This is a genomic window from Brevibacterium sp. MGP-B1 (assembly GCF_057766545.1).
This window is the reverse complement of sequence record NZ_CM173407.1, coordinates 443,072-459,528: the sequence shown is the minus strand read 5'-3', so window position 1 is coordinate 459,528 and position 16,457 is coordinate 443,072. Positions and strand designations below refer to the sequence as shown.

Genomic DNA, 16,457 nt, shown 5'->3' with positions numbered 1-16,457 from the left:
GATGCCCTCACCGAAGCGGTCCTACCCTCACCGAGGCGGAGCGCCGCGGTCAGCAGCTCAGCTAAGCACCGCGAGTACTCCCCCGGCCAGTACCGCGGCAACCGCCACGGCCGCTCCCATCGCTGCCGTCGTCTTCCATCCCATCGCCTTGCCGACCATGACCATCGAGGGGATGCTCAGAGCCGGCAGAGCGATGAGCAGTGCACCCGTGACACCGGCCCCGACCCCGAGGGGAACGAGGGTGAGGATGATCGGGATCTCTCCGCCGGTGGGGATGACCAGCAGGGTCGCCACAACCGCCACGATGAGCACAGCGCCGGCACCCAACTGGGCTTCGAGCCCGAAGACGCCGGTCAGCCACGGTGCGATGAGCCCGATGACGAAGACGAGCGCGAGGTGTTCGGGCACGAGGATGAGGGTGAACCTGGCCAAGGACCGCAGATAGCGCGTGGGCAGAGACAGCAGATTCGCCGAGGCGGGTGCGGGCTCGGGTGCCGCCTCGGCGGGGCCGTTCACCCACCGTCCGATGAGCGCGGCGGCACCGACCGCGACGAGGAGCGCGAAGACGATGCGCACCGCCATGTACTGCCACGGCAGGACGAGGGCCAAGAAGATGATGACCGCGGGGTTGAGCAGCGGATTGCCCACCCAATAGGCAAGAGCGGCCGAACGGCGCACACCCGAGTCCCGCAGGCCTGCGGCCACCGGTGCCGCGCAGCAGGTGCACATCATCGACGGCATCGACAAGGCGGCACCCACGAGGGATTGGCCTGTGTGGCTGCGGCGGTTGAGCAGCCTCAGCAGCCAGTCACGCGGCACCAGTGCGTCGATTGCCGCCGCGACGAGCAGTGCCACCAGCAGCGCTTTCCACACGGCGGTGAAGTACACGAGCGTGAAGTCCCACGCGCCCGACAGCGACACCGTGTCTCCGGCGGCGTCGAACAGCGGGGTACCGTCCCACAGGGACGTCCGGCTCATCGTCCACGCCTTGTCCCAGTACGGCAGCCATTTCGACCAGCTCAGGCCGACGACGAGCAGCACCGCGAGTATGCCGAGTCCGATCCAGTCGGCGGCGCTGAGCCTCTGCGGAGTCCGAACCGGTGCCGAAGCCGAGGTATGCGTCATCGCGGTATGTCCTTTGTGCCTGTGCCGAAACGGCTGAGAGACAGTAGAGAAACGGTGAGGGGTGGGAGCTCAGGAGGTGCGGGCGACGACGGAGTCGGCGAAGGCGAACAGCGATTCCTTGATCTGGCCCTCCGGCAGCGGCGCCAGAGCCGCCTTGGCCTCTTCGGCCCAGCGCGCAGCCTCTGCTCGGGCCTTCTCCGTCACCGGATGCGCTGCCAGCGCCGCACGGGCGGTCTCCAAAGCGTCATCGGAGGTCAGATCCGCGTCGAGGAGGTCGACCACCTCGGCGGCGGCGGCATCCCCGCCGGCGGCAGCCGCCCGAACGTAGAGCACGGGCAGGGTGGGAACGCGTTCACGCAGATCCGTGCCCGGGGTCTTCCCCGACTCAGAGGATGTGGTGGTGAGGTCGATGATGTCATCGGCGAGCTGGAAGGCCACACCGACGCGTTCGCCGAAGACCCGGACCGGTTCGGCCAGGGCCGAATCGGCTCCGGAGAACATGACGCCGAAGCGCGCCGAGGTCGCGATGAGCGATCCGGTCTTGTCGGCGAGTACCTGGATGTAATGCTCGATCTCGTCGGCGCCTTCGGGCGGGCCGGCGAATTCGTTGAGCTGACCGAGGACGAGACGCTCGAACGTCTCAGCCTGGATGCGCACGGCTTCGGGACCGAGCTTCGCGGTGACGCCGGAGGCCTTGGAGAACAGCAGATCGCCGGTGAGGATCGCCACCGAATTGCCCCACACCTCATGGGCGGCCTTCGCACCGCGGCGGACGGGAGCATCGTCCATGACGTCGTCGTGGTACAGCGAGGCGAGGTGGATGAGTTCGACGGCGACGGCCGCATCGATGATGTCGTCGTTCTCCGCATCGCCGAGGCGGGCGGTGAGCAGCACGAGGTTCGGGCGGGCGCGTTTACCGCCGGCGGCCAGCAGGTGCTTCGATGTCTCGTCCGGCAGTCTCCGCGTCTGTTCGGTGACTTCGTAGAGACGGGCCTCCACGGTTTCCAACTGAGTCGAGAGCTCTGCCGCGAGCTGGGCGTCGTCACCGGTGAAGGTGGCCGGAGAGGCTGGGTGGCTCATGTCCTCGTCATTCGTCGTAGTCGGTGTCGGCATGGTGTTGTCGCAGCCCTTGCGCTCAGAGTTCTTCACTGTGGTCTCACCGTGGTCCTTGCGCTCAGACATTGCTGGTGGCCGGGACGATTCGGGTCAGGGCCGAGATGATCCTGTCGATGAGATCGGCCTCGGAGACCTTCGGGTCGCGGTAGAGGTTCGCCAACAATTTGACGACGAACTCCATCACAACGTCAACACCCATACCGTACTTGATTCCGAACTGCATGAGCGCAGGATGGCCGATGATCGAGGCGAAAACGCGTCCCAGGGTGAAGTAGCCGCCCAGCGATTCTCCGAGCAGAGCCGGGTACTCCTCCAACCGACGACGCATCACGGACTGCGGGTAGCGCGAATAGGTGGAGATCACCTCGGCGGCGATGCGTGCGGATTCCAGGGCGTAGTCGATGCCTTCGCCGTTGAACGGGTTGACCATTCCTCCGGAGTCGCCGACGAGCAGCAGTCCACGGTGGAAGTGCGGTGTGCGGTTGAAGGCCATCGGCAGGGCCGCGGACTTGATCGGACCCAGGGAGGTGGTTTCGTCGATGCCCCACTCGTGGCCCATGTCGGCGATCCACTGGTTCATCATTCCGCGCAGATCCACGGATTTGAACTGGGGCGAGGAGTCGAGCAGTCCGGCACCGATATTCACCGTGCCGTCGCCGAGGGGGAAGATCCACCCATATCCGGGCAGGGTCTCGGATTCCCCGGCCGCATTCGTCGACCGCATCTCCACCCAGGATTCGATGTAGTCATCGGCATGCCGTGGCGTCGTGTGATAGGCGCGGGCGGCGATTCCCATCGGACGGTCGTCGCGCTTCTCCAACCCCACCGACACGGCCAGGCGGGAGGAGACTCCGTCGGCGGCGATGACGATCGGTGCCCGGAAGTGGGCCTCGGGCCCCACTCGGCGACCTCGGTGGTCTGTTCCGGAGGCGTGGACTCCGCGGATCCACCCGTCGTCGCCCACGTCCGGGGACATGGCGCGAACCTGTTCGAAGAGCCGGGCCCCGCTGCGCTGGGCATGACGCGCGAAGGCTTCGTCCATACTCATCCGTGGGCGGGTCACCCCGTAGTTCGGGGTGCCGTCGATCTCGGGCCAGTCGAGTTCGAGCCGGTGACCACCGCCGATGAGGCGCAGCCCTCTGTTGCGGTGCCAGCCGTCGGATTCCGGCAGGTCCATTCCGAGATAGCCGGCTTCCTTCACCGCGCGCGGGGTCAGAGCGTCGCCGCAGATCTTGTCGCGCGGGAATCCGGACTTCTCCAGGATGATGACCTCGTGCCCGGCCTGGGCGAGGTAGGCGCCGATCGCCGAGCCGGCCGGGCCGGCACCGACGACGACGACTTCGGCATCGAACTCATTCATCGTCAAGGCTGGGCCGGCTCCGTGGCGCCTGCCGCCTCGGTGGGTTTGAGGGCATGGTGGACTGCGACGATTCCGCCGGTGAGGTTGCGGTATTTCACCTGGTCGAAGCCAGCGTCGAGGATCTGATGGGCGAAGGCGTCCTGGTTCGGCCAGGCACGGATCGACTCGGCCAGGTAGACGTAGGCTTCGGGGTTCGACGACACGGCACGGGCCAGCGGCGGCAGGGCTCTCATCAGGTACTCCTTGTACACGAGGCTGAAGGCATCGAGCGTCGGAGTGGAGAATTCGCAGATCACGAGACGTCCGCCGGGCTTGAGCACGCGCAGCATCTCGGTGAGCGCCAGGTCGACATCGTGGACGTTGCGGATGCCGAAGGAGATCGTGACGACGTCGAAGCTCGAATCGGCGAAAGGCAGGTCCATCGCATCGGCGTAGATGAAGTCGATCTGCGGGTGCCGACGGCGTCCCTCGGCGAGCATTCCCGTGGAGATGTCCCCGGCCACCACCTCGGCGCCGTGGTGGGTGAACGTCATCGAGGAGGTGCCGGTGCCGGCAGCCAGGTCGAGCACGCGCTCACCGGGCCCGGCGGCCACGGAATGGGCCACGGTGCGCCTCCAGGCACGGGCGAAGCCCAAGGAGAGGACGTCGTTCGTGAGGTCGTAGCGGGAGGCGACATCGTCGAACATCGACGCGACGTCTGCGGGCTGTTTGTCCAGCTTGGCACGGTTCATGACCATATTCTCTCAACACCTGAACCGGGAGGGCGAATCCGGATCCCTGGTACTCGCGATCCTCAACTAGAATCGAGGCGACATGACTACGACTTTCGGCACTTCCGACATCCTCTCCGCCCCTCCGCGCCTGCATGTGCGGTCCCGTTTCGTCGACGATGTCGATCCGGGGCCCGGCTTCCCCTTCGAATCGGGACTGCCCACGACCGTGGAGCAGACGCTCGAACTGCTGCCCACCGACGGCTTCTCCTGCTGGGTCCGTGACACCTCCGGCCTCATCGGCTTCGGCCGCACTCTGCGCATACGGGCCCGCGGCCCCGAGAGGTTCACCGAACTCTCGGATGCGTGGAAGGCCATCACCGAGGCGGCTGCGGTCGAGGATGAAGTCGATCTGCTCGGTTCCGGACTCATGTGCTTTGCCACGGTCGCCTATTCGGGGGAATCAGCCGTCGATTCGATCATCCATGTCCCCGAATTCGTTCTCGGCCGCCGCGGCGGCCGCGTGTGGCTGACCTCGATCTCGACGGCCGAGGTACCTCCCCTGCCGCCGATCCTCCATGCCGAACCGCTGCAGCGCGTGCACTCGGCCCATGCCGAGGCCGGCGAGCTCGATCCCGACAAATGGTCCCGGCTCGTCGAGCAGGTCGCCGCCATGCTCACTCCGATCGACAATTCGGCGGAGGTCGACGCATTCTCGGATGATCCGACTCTGCGCAAGATCGTCCTCGCCCGCGACGAGGTCGTCACCACCGGAGAGGACATCGACGTGCGTGCGGTGCTCGGTGCGCTCAACCGCAGCTACCCGAGCTGTTGGACCTTCGACATCGCCGGTCTCATCGGGTCGACCCCGGAGCTGCTCATCGGGGTCGAGAACAACAGAGTGACCTCACGAGTGTTGGCCGGAACCTACCGGGTGGAGAAGAACCCGATGGAGGAGATGCCGGCGGCTCGGAAGCTGCTGAGCGCGCACAAGGACAGCACCGAACATGCGTTCGCCATCGCCTCGCTGCAGCGCAGTCTGGGTTCGGTCGCCGAGGATGTCACCGTCGATGAGCGCCCCCACCTGCTGCCTTTGGCCAATGTCATCCATTCGGCCTCCGATGCGCAGGCGAACCTCTCCCCCGATTCCGGGCTCACCGCCCTCGACGTCGCCGCAGCGGTCCACCCCACTGCTGCCGTCGGCGGCTACCCGCAGGCGAGCGCCGTGGCACACGTCGATGAGCTCGAACCCCTCGACCGCGGCCGCTACTCCGGTCCCGTGGGATGGATGGACGGGCGCGGCAACGGCCAGTTCGGCATCGCCCTGCGCTGCGGCCAGCTCGAGGACCGCAACCGCATCCGACTGTATGCCGGTGCCGGGATCATGCCGGATTCGGATCCCGCCACCGAGGTGGCCGAGACGAACGCGAAGCTGGCCCCGATGCGCCGGGCGCTCGGTCTCGACCGAGACTGACCTTTCACCGGAACTCTCCGGCATTGTCGCGGGCCCAGTCGGCGAAGGTGAGAAGAGGTCGACCGATGAGGTGCTCCGTGTGCCCACGCAGAGGGCACTTGGCTCAGTAGTGGTAGCGGGCCTGAAGAATCACCAGGTCCTCGTCGTCTACGAGATAGACCAGTCGGTGCTCTGCGGTGATACGCCGTGACCACGCGCCTGGCGCTCCGTACTTCAACTGTTCGGGCTTGCCTATCCCGGAGAACGGTTCACGCAGGCAGGCGTCGATGAGCGTGTTGATGCGCTTCAGTGTCTTCCGGTCGGCAGTCTGCCAGTGCTTGTAGTCCTCCCAGGCCGACTCGTCCCAGACCAGACGCACTCAAGTTTCCTCGTCCGAGCGATCGAGGTCGTGAGCTTCGACCTTTCCACCTCGGGCACGATCGTAGGCATCGAGCAGGCGGCGGGCGTTGGCCGGCGAGCGGAAAAGGTAAGCGGTCTCCTGCCATGCGGCGTATTCGTCGGCCGGCATCAGAACAGCATTGCCCTTGCGAGAGACTATCTCGACTGCATCACGGTCCTCATTCACTCGCTCGATGAGGGGGAACAGGGTCTTGCGCGCCTCGCTTGCGCTGATGGACATGATGACGACCTCCGCTTTCGAACGAGTTGTACCCGTTTATGGTACCACTATCAGCGTCGGACGGTCACCCTGCTCCTGAGTTGTCGTTAGCCAGTCGGCGAAGGCAAGCGCCGGCCGGCCCGGGGCTCCGGACCGCGGACGATCCTACTGCTGCTGCGGTACGGTCACCTCGATGATCCGCCGAGCCTGTGCGTTTCGCCGTCCGTCGATCTGGCTCAGGGTCGTTTCAAATTGCTCAGCGCTGGTCACCTGCTCGTGATCCCATCCGTACCCTGCAGCGAGGTCGGCGAAACCGCGACCGTGGGGGACGGTGAAATAGCGTTCCAGGAAACCTTCGAGATGGGGCTGGGAATGTTCGAGCCCGGAGAAGATCGCTCCCCCGTCGTCGTTGAGCACGACGATCGTCACGTCACCGGCATCCTCGGCGCTCGGGGTGAGCAGTCCGCCGATGTCGTGGAGCACGGCGATATCACCGATGAGCAGGACGACCGGCTCCCCCAGGCCCAGCGACAGTCCTGTCGCCGTCGAGATCAGTCCGTCGATTCCGGCGAGTCCGCGTGAGGCGTGGATGCGGGCGCGGAGGTCGGTGGCGTCGCTGAGATAGCGCACCGAGTTCGAGCTGGCCACGAACAGAACGATGTCCAGGGCGGCCAGCTGCTCGGTGATCGTCCGGGCCGTCGCCTGGAAATCTTTCGCCGAGGCGGCACCCGATTTCTCTCCCATGCTCGGTTCCGGGGATCGTTCCGCAGACCGCTCTGTTCGTGCGGCTGCGACCAGCGACGTCCCGGCGTCGATCCAGGCGCGAACCCAGGTCGGCCCCGAGGCGGCGGTGCCCTGTGTCTCGCCCGCAGCCGTCACGTCGTCCGCGACGGTTCTCTCATCGCGGACGGTCAGGTCGAATGCATCGACGGCGTCGGGAATGCGCTGCGCGGTCACGGTTTTGTCGGCGAGCAGCGCGGCGACGGGTCTGGTCAGTGTCGGTTTCCCATGGACGATGACGGTGCGGATCGCCTCGCGCAGCTCAGGATGCTCGCTGAGCACACGGGCATGCGCGGGCACGAGAGTCGACGCTTCGGCCGCTCCGGTGGCCGGCGAGCTCGAATGATCGGCAGAGGTGCGGGCCAGCGGGCTCGAGGGTTCGGCCAGCACCGGCAGATGATGATCGGCGGCGAGCGCGCGCAGGGACTCGGCCGAATGCCCGCCTGCGTCTCCGGCGACGACGACGGTTCCTTCGGTCACGGTGACACTGAGGTTCGAATGAGACTCCGACGCGGTTGTGGTCGAACGCTGCCCGGCGCCGTTCCCGACCAGCTCGCCGATCTCGTCCTTCCACGTGCCCAACTCCTCCGGGGTGGGAACCAAGGGGGTGTCGAACTGCACATTGATTTGGACGGGGCCGGCCGCCTCGGTGGCGGTGTCCGAGCGTGATCCCAATGACGCGGCAACGGCGTCTGACATCGCTCGGGCGACCGCATCGGCCGTGTCGCCGGAGGGGATGTCAAAACGGGCACGGACATCGCTGAGCACCTGCGACTGATCGTCGATGGTCTGGTTGGCTCCGGTGCCGCGCAGCCTGGCGGGACGATCCGCGGTGAGTGCCAGCAGCGGCAGGTGCCCGTACGAGGCCTCGAGGACGGCGGGATGGAGATTGGCCACGGCCGAGCCGGACGTCGTCACGACCGCCACGGCGGACTCACTGCCGCGCGCACGCAGACCGCGGGCCAGGCCGAGGGCGAGGAAGGCGGCATCACGCTCATCGACGCGCACGTGAGTGCGGATGAGCCCCGCCTCGGCGAGCGGAGCCAGAGCATAGACCAAGGGGGCGGACCGCGAACCGGGGGCGAAGACGACATCACTGACCCCGGCATGGACCAGGCTTCGGGCAATCTGCTGCGCCACCGCGCTCGAATTCGACATCACCTGATATTCAACCACCTGACCACCTGTGGTTCACCTCCGCCCTCTAACCTCGAGAAATGCGCCGCTCGTTGATCATTGCGATGGGAGCACGAGCCATCCGCACTCTGACCGCGGCCCGCTCCCATCGCGGACGCTATCCCGCTCGCGACCAGACCACCTCCTTCCTCGGCCCCGAACTCCGTGGCAAGGATGCCCGGACCTGGCATATCCGGGACAAACGGAAACTCTCCCCGAGGCTGCGCGAATTCTTCCTCTACTCCCCCGCGCTCGGTCGCACCGTCGGCGTGCGTGTGCTGCTGCCGGGGATTCCCGCCGAGGTCAGCCCCGTCATCCACCTCTTCCACGGAGGCGGCGATGATTTCCGCTCATGGACGGATTTCGGATCCGCCGAGGAGCTCACCCTCGACTCCCCGTACCTCGTCGTCATGCCCGACGGCGGGGCAGGAACCTATTCGCGTCTGGCTGTCGGCAGCGAAGTCCACGACTGGCCGCGCTTCCACACCGAAGAGATCCCGGCGTTCCTCAAGGCAAATTTCTCCGTCGACTGGGCGCCTGCCAGCCAGTTGGCGGCGGGGCTGTCGATGGGCGGGTACGGGGCGATGAAGTACGCGGCCTGGCATCCCGACAGGTACGGATCGGCCGCCGCGTTCTCCTCTCCTCTGGATCCCCTGTCGACCGTGCCCGCCTTCGACATCATCGCGATGCGCGAAGGCGCGCGATCACTGAGCCTGTTCGGCGATCCCGCTCTCGACAGCAGCGAATGGCTGGCGAATTCCCCGTACGCTCTGGCCGAGAACCTCCGCGGCCTCGACCTGTGGTTCAGCGCCGGTTCCGGCAGCCTCGAAGGGGCGAAGGATCGCGACTTGCTGGAATCGATGATCAGTTCGCAGGGCGAGCGCTTCTCTGCCCGTCTCAATTCCCTCGGAATCCGCCATTCCTGGTTTCCGCGCACCAGCGGTCTGCACAACTGGACGAGTTGGGAACGGGAACTCGGGGCCTGGTTGAAGACCCTCGCCAGGCGGCGCAACTATGCGAGTTCGGATCGCGGTCGGACCGATCGCGTGGCCGATGGCGGACAGTTCACCTTCCTCACCGGCCATGCCCTCTTCGACATCCATGGGTGGCGGGTGGAGATCTCCCGTCGTCGCGCGCAGGTGGTGCGCTTCGACGCAGTCAGCGCCGCCGGCTTCTCTCTGACCGGGACTGGCAGCTTCCGCGTGCGCACTCCAGGTCTCTTCGATCCCGGCCGCCGCTACGACATCTGCGTGTCCGGTCCCGGCGGGGACAATGCCTATCAGCAGAAGGCCGACAAGAAAGGGCGGCTGACATTCACCGGCCGCCTGGCCGCGGCCATGCACGATCCGATCATCCCCGGAAAACGCACCGCTCACTTCGCCGCGCTGGGGCAGGACGAGGTAACCACGGTGAGGATTGCCTCGGCGCCGGGCGACACGCCAGACGTCGATGGCGAAAGATCCACAGCCGATGTTCCAGATCCGCCACAGACAGAAACCACGGACGATCCCACTGGCGTTTATATTGAGAGCGGTCGCGAATCGACGGCCGCTGATTCTTCAGAACGCTGACTCGAGAGGTCAACCATGAAACGCATACTCCCAGCCATCGCTCTTTTCGCCGGACTCTCCCTCGTCGGCTGCACGGGTGGAGGAGACAAGCCGGACCAGGCTGACAGCGGCGGTGACTCCTCGCAGGCGTCAGCCGAAGAGACCCCGCAGGCAAGCAAACTCGATGAGGCGAAGCTCAAGGAGATCCTTGAGTCGACCAAGGCCGAGGGTCAGTCGTTCAAGGCCGTCGACGGTGCTGGCAATTCCTCCAGCGAGGCAGTCAAGGCTCTGGAGAGTTCTGAGTTCGAACCGGCCAAGTGCAAAGACATCACCATGAACCTCCTCAACGCCAACCTCGCTGCCAAAGGCACCACGGTCGCTGGAACCTCCACCGACAACATCCTCTCCGCGGCACTGTCGAGCTATGACGATCTGGACGGCGCACAGACCCAGGTCGAGGGCGCCTCGAAGATCGCAGAAGAATGCAGCGATGTGAAGATCAAGACCGCCGGCGTCGAGATGTCGATGAAGTACAAGACCTTCGACGCCAAGGTCGACGGGGCAGACGAGACCAATGGAATCGTCGCCTCCGTCGAGGCCGGCGGACAGACAGCCATGAACCTGCGCATGGTTTACGCCCTCGTCGGCAACAACGTCGTGGCCGTTTCCAATATCGCCGATGTCGAAGAGGCCACCGTGACGAAGACCGCCGGTGCCTTCGTCGACGCGGTGAAGAACGCAGGCTGAGCCGGTTCACCCGCGAGTCGATTCAGGCGGAATCAGTTCAAACAGAATCGGCTCAGCCTCGCAGGGCGCTCCAACAGTTCTGCAGCCGCTCAGCCCACCAATCGAATCGTCCCGGATCCACCGCCAGCTGCTGCAGGCGATCAGGGTCCGGGACGATTCGCGTGACCGGGATGGCGCCGTCGACCGGAGTCAGGGCCTCGTCCTCGGCGACGACATCGGCGGTGAAGAGGCGCCCGGTGCCCAGACCGCAGGCCACCCGATCGCCGAGGATGTCCCGGCTGCGGTCGGTGCGCGGCAGTCTGGCGGCGAGTTCGGCTCCGGCGGCCAGGCCGACGGATGACTCGAGAGCCGAGGAGACGACGGCAGGCAGCCCTGAAGCGCCGATGACCTCGAGGGCAGCACGGATTCCGCCCAGCGGCTGGACCTTGACGATGATGACCTCGGCTGCTCCGAGTTCGGCCACGCGCAGCGGGTCCTCGGCTTTGCGGATGGATTCGTCGGCGGCGATGACGATCGGCAGTCCTCGCCGGGCAAGCTCATCGCGCAGTTCGGCCAGCTGCTCGACCTCGGGCACGGGCTGTTCGAAGTATTGGAGGTCGAACTCGGCAAAGGCCTCACAGGCTTGAAGGGCTTCGCTGAGCGTGTATCCGGCATTCGCGTCCAGGCGCAGCGTCGTCTCGGGGTAGAGCCTGCGGAATTCCCGCAGGCGTGTCAGATCCTCGTCGAGGGAGGCGAATCCGTGCTCGGCGACCTTCGCCTTCACGGTGCCGACCCGGCCATATCGAGACAGGATCGGTGCGACCTGATCGGGTGGACAGGCGGGCAGGGTGCCGTTGACGTCGACGGTCTCACCGCTCGTCTCCGCCGGAACGGAACCGCGCATAGGAACGGCGGAGGGGGCCGCCTCGGCGAGGGCGGTCTTCTGCGGAATCAGCCCGGAGAATTCGAGGGAGGCGCGCAGCCATCGGCTGGCCTCCTCGATGCCGTATTCGACGAACGGGGAGAACTCCGCCCATCCGGAGGGGCCGGTGAAGAGCGCCACTTCCCGCTCCGTGATCCCCCGGAACCGGGTGACCATCGGCAGCCGCACGACATGCAGGTCCTCGATGACCTCATCGAAGCGTTCGGGCAGGTCAAGCGGTGCGGCAGCCAGAGCCTCTGAGGCCAGTGTGCCAGGGTGCGAACGTGCGAAATCGGCCATGAGCCCAGACTAGCCCCCCGCCGACCTGACCACCCCTGCCTGCCGTTCGGAACCTCAGCATCCGCCGCCCGGCCCCGGACCTCACCACAATGACCAAGCGCTAGGCTGGGGTCATGACGGTTTCTGAACTCTTCGACCCTTCTGCCTGGCGCGAAGTCTCCGGCTTCGACTTCACTGATATCACCTACCATCGGGCCATCGACCCCGCCACCGGCAACGACATCGGCTGTGTGCGCATCGCCTTCGACCGCCCCGAAGTCCGCAACGCCTTCCGTCCCCACACCGTCGACGAGCTCTACCGCGCCCTCGACCATGCCCGCCAGACCTCCGACGTCGGCGCCGTGCTGCTCACCGGCAACGGCCCGAGCGAGAAGGACGGCGGCTGGGCCTTCTGCTCCGGCGGCGACCAGCGCATCCGCGGCCGCTCCGGCTACCAGTACGCCTCCGGTGAGACCCGTGAAAGCGTCGATCCGGCGCGTGCCGGCCGCCTCCACATCCTCGAGGTCCAGCGCCTCATCCGCACCATGCCGAAGGTCGTCATCGCCGTCGTCCCCGGCTGGGCAGCCGGCGGAGGCCACAGCCTCCACGTCGTCTGCGATATGACGATCGCCTCACGCGAACACGCGAAGTTCAAGCAGACCGATGCCGATGTCGGCTCCTACGATGCCGGCTACGGTTCCGCGTACTTGGCGAAGATGGTCGGGCAGAAGAAGGCCCGCGAGATCTTCTTCCTCGGCCGCACCTACTCCGCGCAGGAGATGGCCGATATGGGAGCCGTCAACGAAGTCGTCGACCACGCCGACCTCGAGACCGCAGCCCTGCAGATGGCGCGAGAGATCCTAGGCAAGTCACCGAACGCGCAGCGCATGCTCAAGTTCGCCTTCAACCTCGTCGACGACGGGCTCGTCGGCCAGCAGGTCTTCGCCGGAGAAGCCACCCGACTGGGCTATATGACCGACGAAGCGGTCGAAGGCCGCGACGCCTTCCTCGAAAAGCGCGATCCCGACTGGTCGCCGTTCCCCTGGTACTACTGAGCGGCCGGTACCCACAACTGTGTCCACGCGCGAACTCAGCCCTCACGAGCTGCCCGAGGCCATTGATCGGGCACTGACCAGGACCTCGATCCTCATCCTCCCCTCGGATCGGGACGGCGCCGTCACCGAGGTGTCCCCCGGCAAGTGGGCAGGACCTCGTCCCGCTCCGGCCCTCATCCTCTTCACCTCCGGGTCGACAGGGAAGGCGAAAGCGGTGGCGTTGTCAGCTGACGCGCTGACAACCTCGGCCCAGGCGACCGAACGGTTCCTCTCCGGGCCGGGTGACTGGCATCTGTGCCTGCCGGTCAACCACATCGCCGGGTTCCAAGTCGAGCTGCGCGCCCGCCTGGCGGGCCGCGCCCCGGTCAGGGCCGCCTCGGCGAGGTTCACCGCCCAGTCCTTCGCCGCCGAGGTCACGACTCTGCTGGAACGGGCGGGCGACCGACCGACGTACACCTCGCTCGTGCCCACCCAGCTCCACCGCATCCTCGAGGACGACGCGGCGACCGCTGCAGCCGCGCGGATCACGCACATCCTCCTCGGCGGGGCGGCGATCTCACCGTCCCTGCTCGAGCGCGCCGAGGCCGCGGGCCTGGCGATCGTACGGACCTACGGGATGAGCGAGACGGCGGGCGGCTGCGTCTATGACGGGGTTCCGTTCGACGGCGTCGACGTCACCATCACCGAGGCGGGAACGATCGACCTGAGCGGCCCCGTCGTCGCCGACGGCTACGTCGAGATCGGCATCGACGGAACCATCCGGCCGGTCGACTCCCCCACCCTCACCGTCGACGAGGCGGGACGGCGGATCACGCACACCAGCGATCTGGGCCGGATCGATTCCGGTGTGCTCAGCGTCCTCGGTCGAGCCGATGACATCATCGTCTCCGGAGGGACGAACGTCTCCCCGCACGCCCTGGAGACCGGCCTGCTGCCGAGCTGGCAGAAGGCGGGAATCGAGGAGATGCTCGTGACCTGGGTGCCCGACGAGGAATGGGGCAGACGGATCGTCGCGCTCGTCCGCCTCGCCGACGGCGGAGGTGGTGTCGGAGCCGAGGATCCGCGAGAATCGGCACAGAGACTCAACGCTCTCGATCACGGGATGACGGGGCAGCTGCTGCCGCAGCTCGTCTTCCCGGTCGCCGAGATTCCGAACCGGTCGATCGGCAAGCCCGATCGCCGGGCGGCAGCCCGCATCGCTGCCGATCTCATGGCGCGTGATGCGAATACCCATACCGGTGAACAACCGGTAACATAAGACGGCTCCACAAACCGACAGGAAGGTGAGCGAGGACTATGGCTGATGCCGCCCAGTGGATTTCTGGAGCTCGACTGCGAACTCTGCCCCTGGCTCTCGCACCCGTCCTCATCGGAACCGGCGCCGCGATCGGATCGCTCGGCGGATTCACCGCCTTCATCCTCGACGACATCTCGGGCAAGGGCGACCACGTCAGCTTCGGACAGATCCTGCTGCGCGGATTCCTCGCCCTCCTCGTCTCCCTGTGTCTGCAGATCGGCTCGAACTACGCCAACGACTATTCCGACGGCATCCGCGGCACCGATGACGAACGCGTCGGACCCGTCCGGCTCACCGCGACCGGACTGGCCGAACCTCACGAGGTCAAACGAGCCGCCTTCATCTTCTTCGGCTTGGCCGGGGTCGCGGGCATCGTGCTCATCCTCATTTCACAGGCGTGGTGGTTCCTCGTCGTCGGTGCCGCAGCCGTCGCCGCCGCCTGGTTCTACACCGGGGGCAAACGCCCCTATGGCTATATGGGCCTCGGCGAGGTCTTCGTGTTCGTGTTCTTCGGGCTCGTGGCGACCTTGGGCACGATGTGGATGCAGGTCGGACATCTCAGTCTCAGCGGCTGGGCCGGTGCCGTGGCAATCGGGTCTCTGGCCTCGGCTGTGCTCATGGTCAACAACCTCCGCGATATCCCGACAGACATCGAGGCAGACAAGATCACCCTGGCTGTGAGGATGGGCGACAATGCCGCACGCATCACCTATGCGGTGCTCGTGCTGCTGCCGTTCGCGCTACTGGCACTGGCGATCCTCGACGGACATCCCGCCGTGGCATTGGCGATCCTCGCCCTCGTCCCAGCACTCAACCCACTCAAGACGGTGCTCAGCGGCACATCGGGCCCTGGCCTGATTCCGCCGATCAAATCCACTGGACTGACCGGTTTGGCCTTCTCCGCACTGATGGGCCTCGGACTGGCGCTCTGAGGCATTTCAATGCTGACGCCTGGTGTTCCAAAGCTCAGCGCTCTGAATGGCCTCAGCTCATTCCGATCTGAACCGGCTCAGCCGAGCCGCAGCTCATTCGGCTGAGCCACAAGTTCATTTGGCTGAGCCACAGCTCATTTGGACTGGTCGCCGTCTTCTCCGAGACGCTCCTCGACGATCTCATCCTCTGCCGCTTCATCAGCACCGACACGCTTGGGCTTGGAGGCCCGCTTGGCGACCTTCGCTTCGATCTCGGTCGCTGCTTGGGCGCGCATCTTGCCCAAGAGGAGGTAGCTCAGCAGTGCGCCGATGATGATGGCGGCGATCGCCATGACCAGGTTGAAGCCGAGGAACGGGAACAGAACGAGGCCGGCGGCGATGATGAGGCCGAAGCGAGCGAGTGTGTAGAGCCAGAAGGTGCGCATTGAACTCATTTTAGCCTCCGATCGTGACAGTCTTGTCACCGCCCGCTGGAGGCCGCGCTCAGGTTGGTGGACTATCCTTGTTGCATGGCTCGACTACTCATTGCCGCGATCGTCCTGGCGGCAGCGGTGACACTGTACGGACTCTTCGATTGCCTGTTGCGCGATCGGGGTCTGATTCGAGTCCTGCCCAAACCTGCATGGGCACTCATCATCCTCTTCATCCCCGTCCTCGGATTCATCCTCTGGTATCTGTTCGGACGCGGTTCGGAAGACAAGCCCACCCGCGGCACCCGCCCTCGCGGTCAGGTCGCCCCGGATGATGATCCGGACTATCTGCGACAGGTCGATCGCGAGCTCAAACTCGGCAAGCATGCGCCTCCGGCTCAGGACGGCGACGAGAAGGAATCTCCGCGCGATGATTCTGCTGAGTCAGATGATGACGGTGATCCCGCTGATTCCGCCGCCGATACGTCAGCCGACTCCGACGACCGGGGTACCAAGGGAGACGGCCGCGGCCGCTCGAACTGAGCACATCCTCGGCGAACTATCGCCTCTGGCGTGCGAGACCATCCTCGCGTGAAGACGTCTCCGCGGTAAGAGACCCCTCGACTGCCAGCTGCTGCTGTGAAGCAGACAGCCTTCGCGGACAAGCAGCTTCCCGCTCTCGCCCCCTGCCGCAGTGCAGCCGCACCGCACTGCCGCTGTTCGACGACGGCATCGATACCGCAGGTGCGTTGCCACGCCGCCATTCGGCGAATAGTCATTGCTTTCTCTGAATTACACACCGAGGAACGTGGTGAGTTCAGAGCAGACTGAGCCGAAACTGTTGTCCGCCGCCGGATCACGGCAGCGAACCAGCACGCAAAGGGCCCAGTCTTAGGCGGAGAGCCCTGTTTCAAACATGGGCTGTTCGCCTCAGACTGGGCCGTCAG

The 16,457-nt window shown here is 65.9% G+C and carries 16 protein-coding genes; 7 read left to right on the top strand and 9 right to left on the bottom strand.

Translation table 11 applies throughout. The features are described from left to right. Nucleotides 1-57: 57 nt before the first annotated feature. The 4 genes from AC3CD9_RS02045 to AC3CD9_RS02030 form a co-directional block, all read right to left on the bottom strand. On the bottom strand, nt 58-1,125 hold the full coding sequence (locus tag AC3CD9_RS02045; RefSeq protein ID WP_488366084.1) for a permease: 1,068 nt from the start codon (nt 1,123-1,125) through the stop codon (nt 58-60). A gap of 69 nt (nt 1,126-1,194) precedes the next feature. Continuing rightward, the gene (locus AC3CD9_RS02040; RefSeq protein ID WP_488367488.1) at nt 1,195-2,205 is read right to left on the bottom strand and encodes a polyprenyl synthetase family protein; all 1,011 of its coding nucleotides are present in this window, start codon (nt 2,203-2,205) and stop codon (nt 1,195-1,197) included. Between the two features lie 94 nt (nt 2,206-2,299). Continuing rightward, nucleotides 2,300-3,601 carry a geranylgeranyl reductase family protein gene (locus tag AC3CD9_RS02035; RefSeq protein WP_488366083.1) on the bottom strand — a complete coding sequence of 434 codons (1,302 nt, stop codon included), beginning with the start codon at nt 3,599-3,601 and terminating at the stop codon, nt 2,300-2,302. Nucleotides 3,602-3,603: 2 nt separating this feature from the next. Next, on the bottom strand, nt 3,604-4,332 hold the full coding sequence (locus AC3CD9_RS02030) for a demethylmenaquinone methyltransferase (protein ID WP_139468597.1): 729 nt from the start codon (nt 4,330-4,332) through the stop codon (nt 3,604-3,606). 82 nt (nt 4,333-4,414) lie between these two features. Between AC3CD9_RS02030 and AC3CD9_RS02025 the strand changes: the two genes are divergently transcribed. Then, nucleotides 4,415-5,785 (top strand): isochorismate synthase, encoded by a 1,371-nt coding sequence (locus AC3CD9_RS02025; RefSeq protein WP_488366081.1) that lies wholly within the window; start codon nt 4,415-4,417, stop codon nt 5,783-5,785. Between the two features lie 103 nt (nt 5,786-5,888). On the opposite strand, the gene AC3CD9_RS02020 is transcribed toward AC3CD9_RS02025, so the two are convergent. The 3 genes from AC3CD9_RS02020 to menD all read right to left on the bottom strand — a co-directional run bounded on the left by AC3CD9_RS02020 (nt 5,889) and on the right by menD (nt 8,321). Next, complete coding sequence (locus AC3CD9_RS02020; RefSeq protein WP_488366080.1) at nt 5,889-6,143, bottom strand: Txe/YoeB family addiction module toxin; 255 nt, start codon at nt 6,141-6,143, stop codon at nt 5,889-5,891. Further along, nucleotides 6,144-6,404, bottom strand: coding sequence for a type II toxin-antitoxin system Phd/YefM family antitoxin (locus tag AC3CD9_RS02015; RefSeq protein WP_488366079.1), 261 nt, complete (start codon nt 6,402-6,404; stop codon nt 6,144-6,146). A 144-nt stretch (nt 6,405-6,548) separates the two neighbouring features. After that, nucleotides 6,549-8,321 (bottom strand): 2-succinyl-5-enolpyruvyl-6-hydroxy-3-cyclohexene-1-carboxylic-acid synthase, encoded by a 1,773-nt coding sequence (menD, locus tag AC3CD9_RS02010; RefSeq protein ID WP_488366078.1) that lies wholly within the window; start codon nt 8,319-8,321, stop codon nt 6,549-6,551. Nucleotides 8,322-8,380: 59 nt separating this feature from the next. On the opposite strand from menD, the gene AC3CD9_RS02005 reads away from it, so the two are divergent. Together AC3CD9_RS02005 and AC3CD9_RS02000 are read left to right on the top strand one after the other, a co-directional pair. After that, on the top strand, nt 8,381-9,910 hold the full coding sequence (locus AC3CD9_RS02005) for an alpha/beta hydrolase (protein WP_488366077.1): 1,530 nt from the start codon (nt 8,381-8,383) through the stop codon (nt 9,908-9,910). A 15-nt stretch (nt 9,911-9,925) separates the two neighbouring features. Next, complete coding sequence (locus AC3CD9_RS02000) at nt 9,926-10,636, top strand: hypothetical protein (RefSeq protein WP_488366076.1); 711 nt, start codon at nt 9,926-9,928, stop codon at nt 10,634-10,636. Between the two features lie 52 nt (nt 10,637-10,688). Here AC3CD9_RS02000 and AC3CD9_RS01995 read toward each other — a convergent pair whose 3' ends face one another. Beyond that, a complete protein-coding gene (locus AC3CD9_RS01995) occupies nt 10,689-11,837 on the bottom strand; it encodes an o-succinylbenzoate synthase (protein ID WP_488366075.1) in 1,149 nt (382 codons plus the stop codon). A 113-nt stretch (nt 11,838-11,950) separates the two neighbouring features. Between AC3CD9_RS01995 and AC3CD9_RS01990 the strand changes: the two genes are divergently transcribed. From AC3CD9_RS01990 to AC3CD9_RS01980, 3 genes are read left to right on the top strand one after another with little or no spacing between them, the layout of a single operon-like run. Beyond that, on the top strand, nt 11,951-12,871 hold the full coding sequence (locus AC3CD9_RS01990) for a 1,4-dihydroxy-2-naphthoyl-CoA synthase (protein WP_488366074.1): 921 nt from the start codon (nt 11,951-11,953) through the stop codon (nt 12,869-12,871). 19 nt (nt 12,872-12,890) lie between these two features. Further along, nucleotides 12,891-14,129, top strand: coding sequence for an AMP-binding protein (locus AC3CD9_RS01985; RefSeq protein WP_488366073.1), 1,239 nt, complete (start codon nt 12,891-12,893; stop codon nt 14,127-14,129). Between the two features lie 38 nt (nt 14,130-14,167). Then, complete coding sequence (locus AC3CD9_RS01980; protein WP_488366072.1) at nt 14,168-15,100, top strand: 1,4-dihydroxy-2-naphthoate polyprenyltransferase; 933 nt, start codon at nt 14,168-14,170, stop codon at nt 15,098-15,100. Nucleotides 15,101-15,234: 134 nt separating this feature from the next. On the opposite strand, the gene AC3CD9_RS01975 is transcribed toward AC3CD9_RS01980, so the two are convergent. Beyond that, nucleotides 15,235-15,525: a DUF4229 domain-containing protein gene (locus AC3CD9_RS01975; protein WP_101546796.1), complete on the bottom strand. Its 291-nt coding sequence runs from the start codon at nt 15,523-15,525 to the stop codon at nt 15,235-15,237. A gap of 84 nt (nt 15,526-15,609) precedes the next feature. On the opposite strand from AC3CD9_RS01975, the gene AC3CD9_RS01970 reads away from it, so the two are divergent. Continuing rightward, nucleotides 15,610-16,053 carry a PLD nuclease N-terminal domain-containing protein gene (locus AC3CD9_RS01970; RefSeq protein ID WP_488366071.1) on the top strand — a complete coding sequence of 148 codons (444 nt, stop codon included), beginning with the start codon at nt 15,610-15,612 and terminating at the stop codon, nt 16,051-16,053. Nucleotides 16,054-16,457 lie beyond the last annotated feature (404 nt).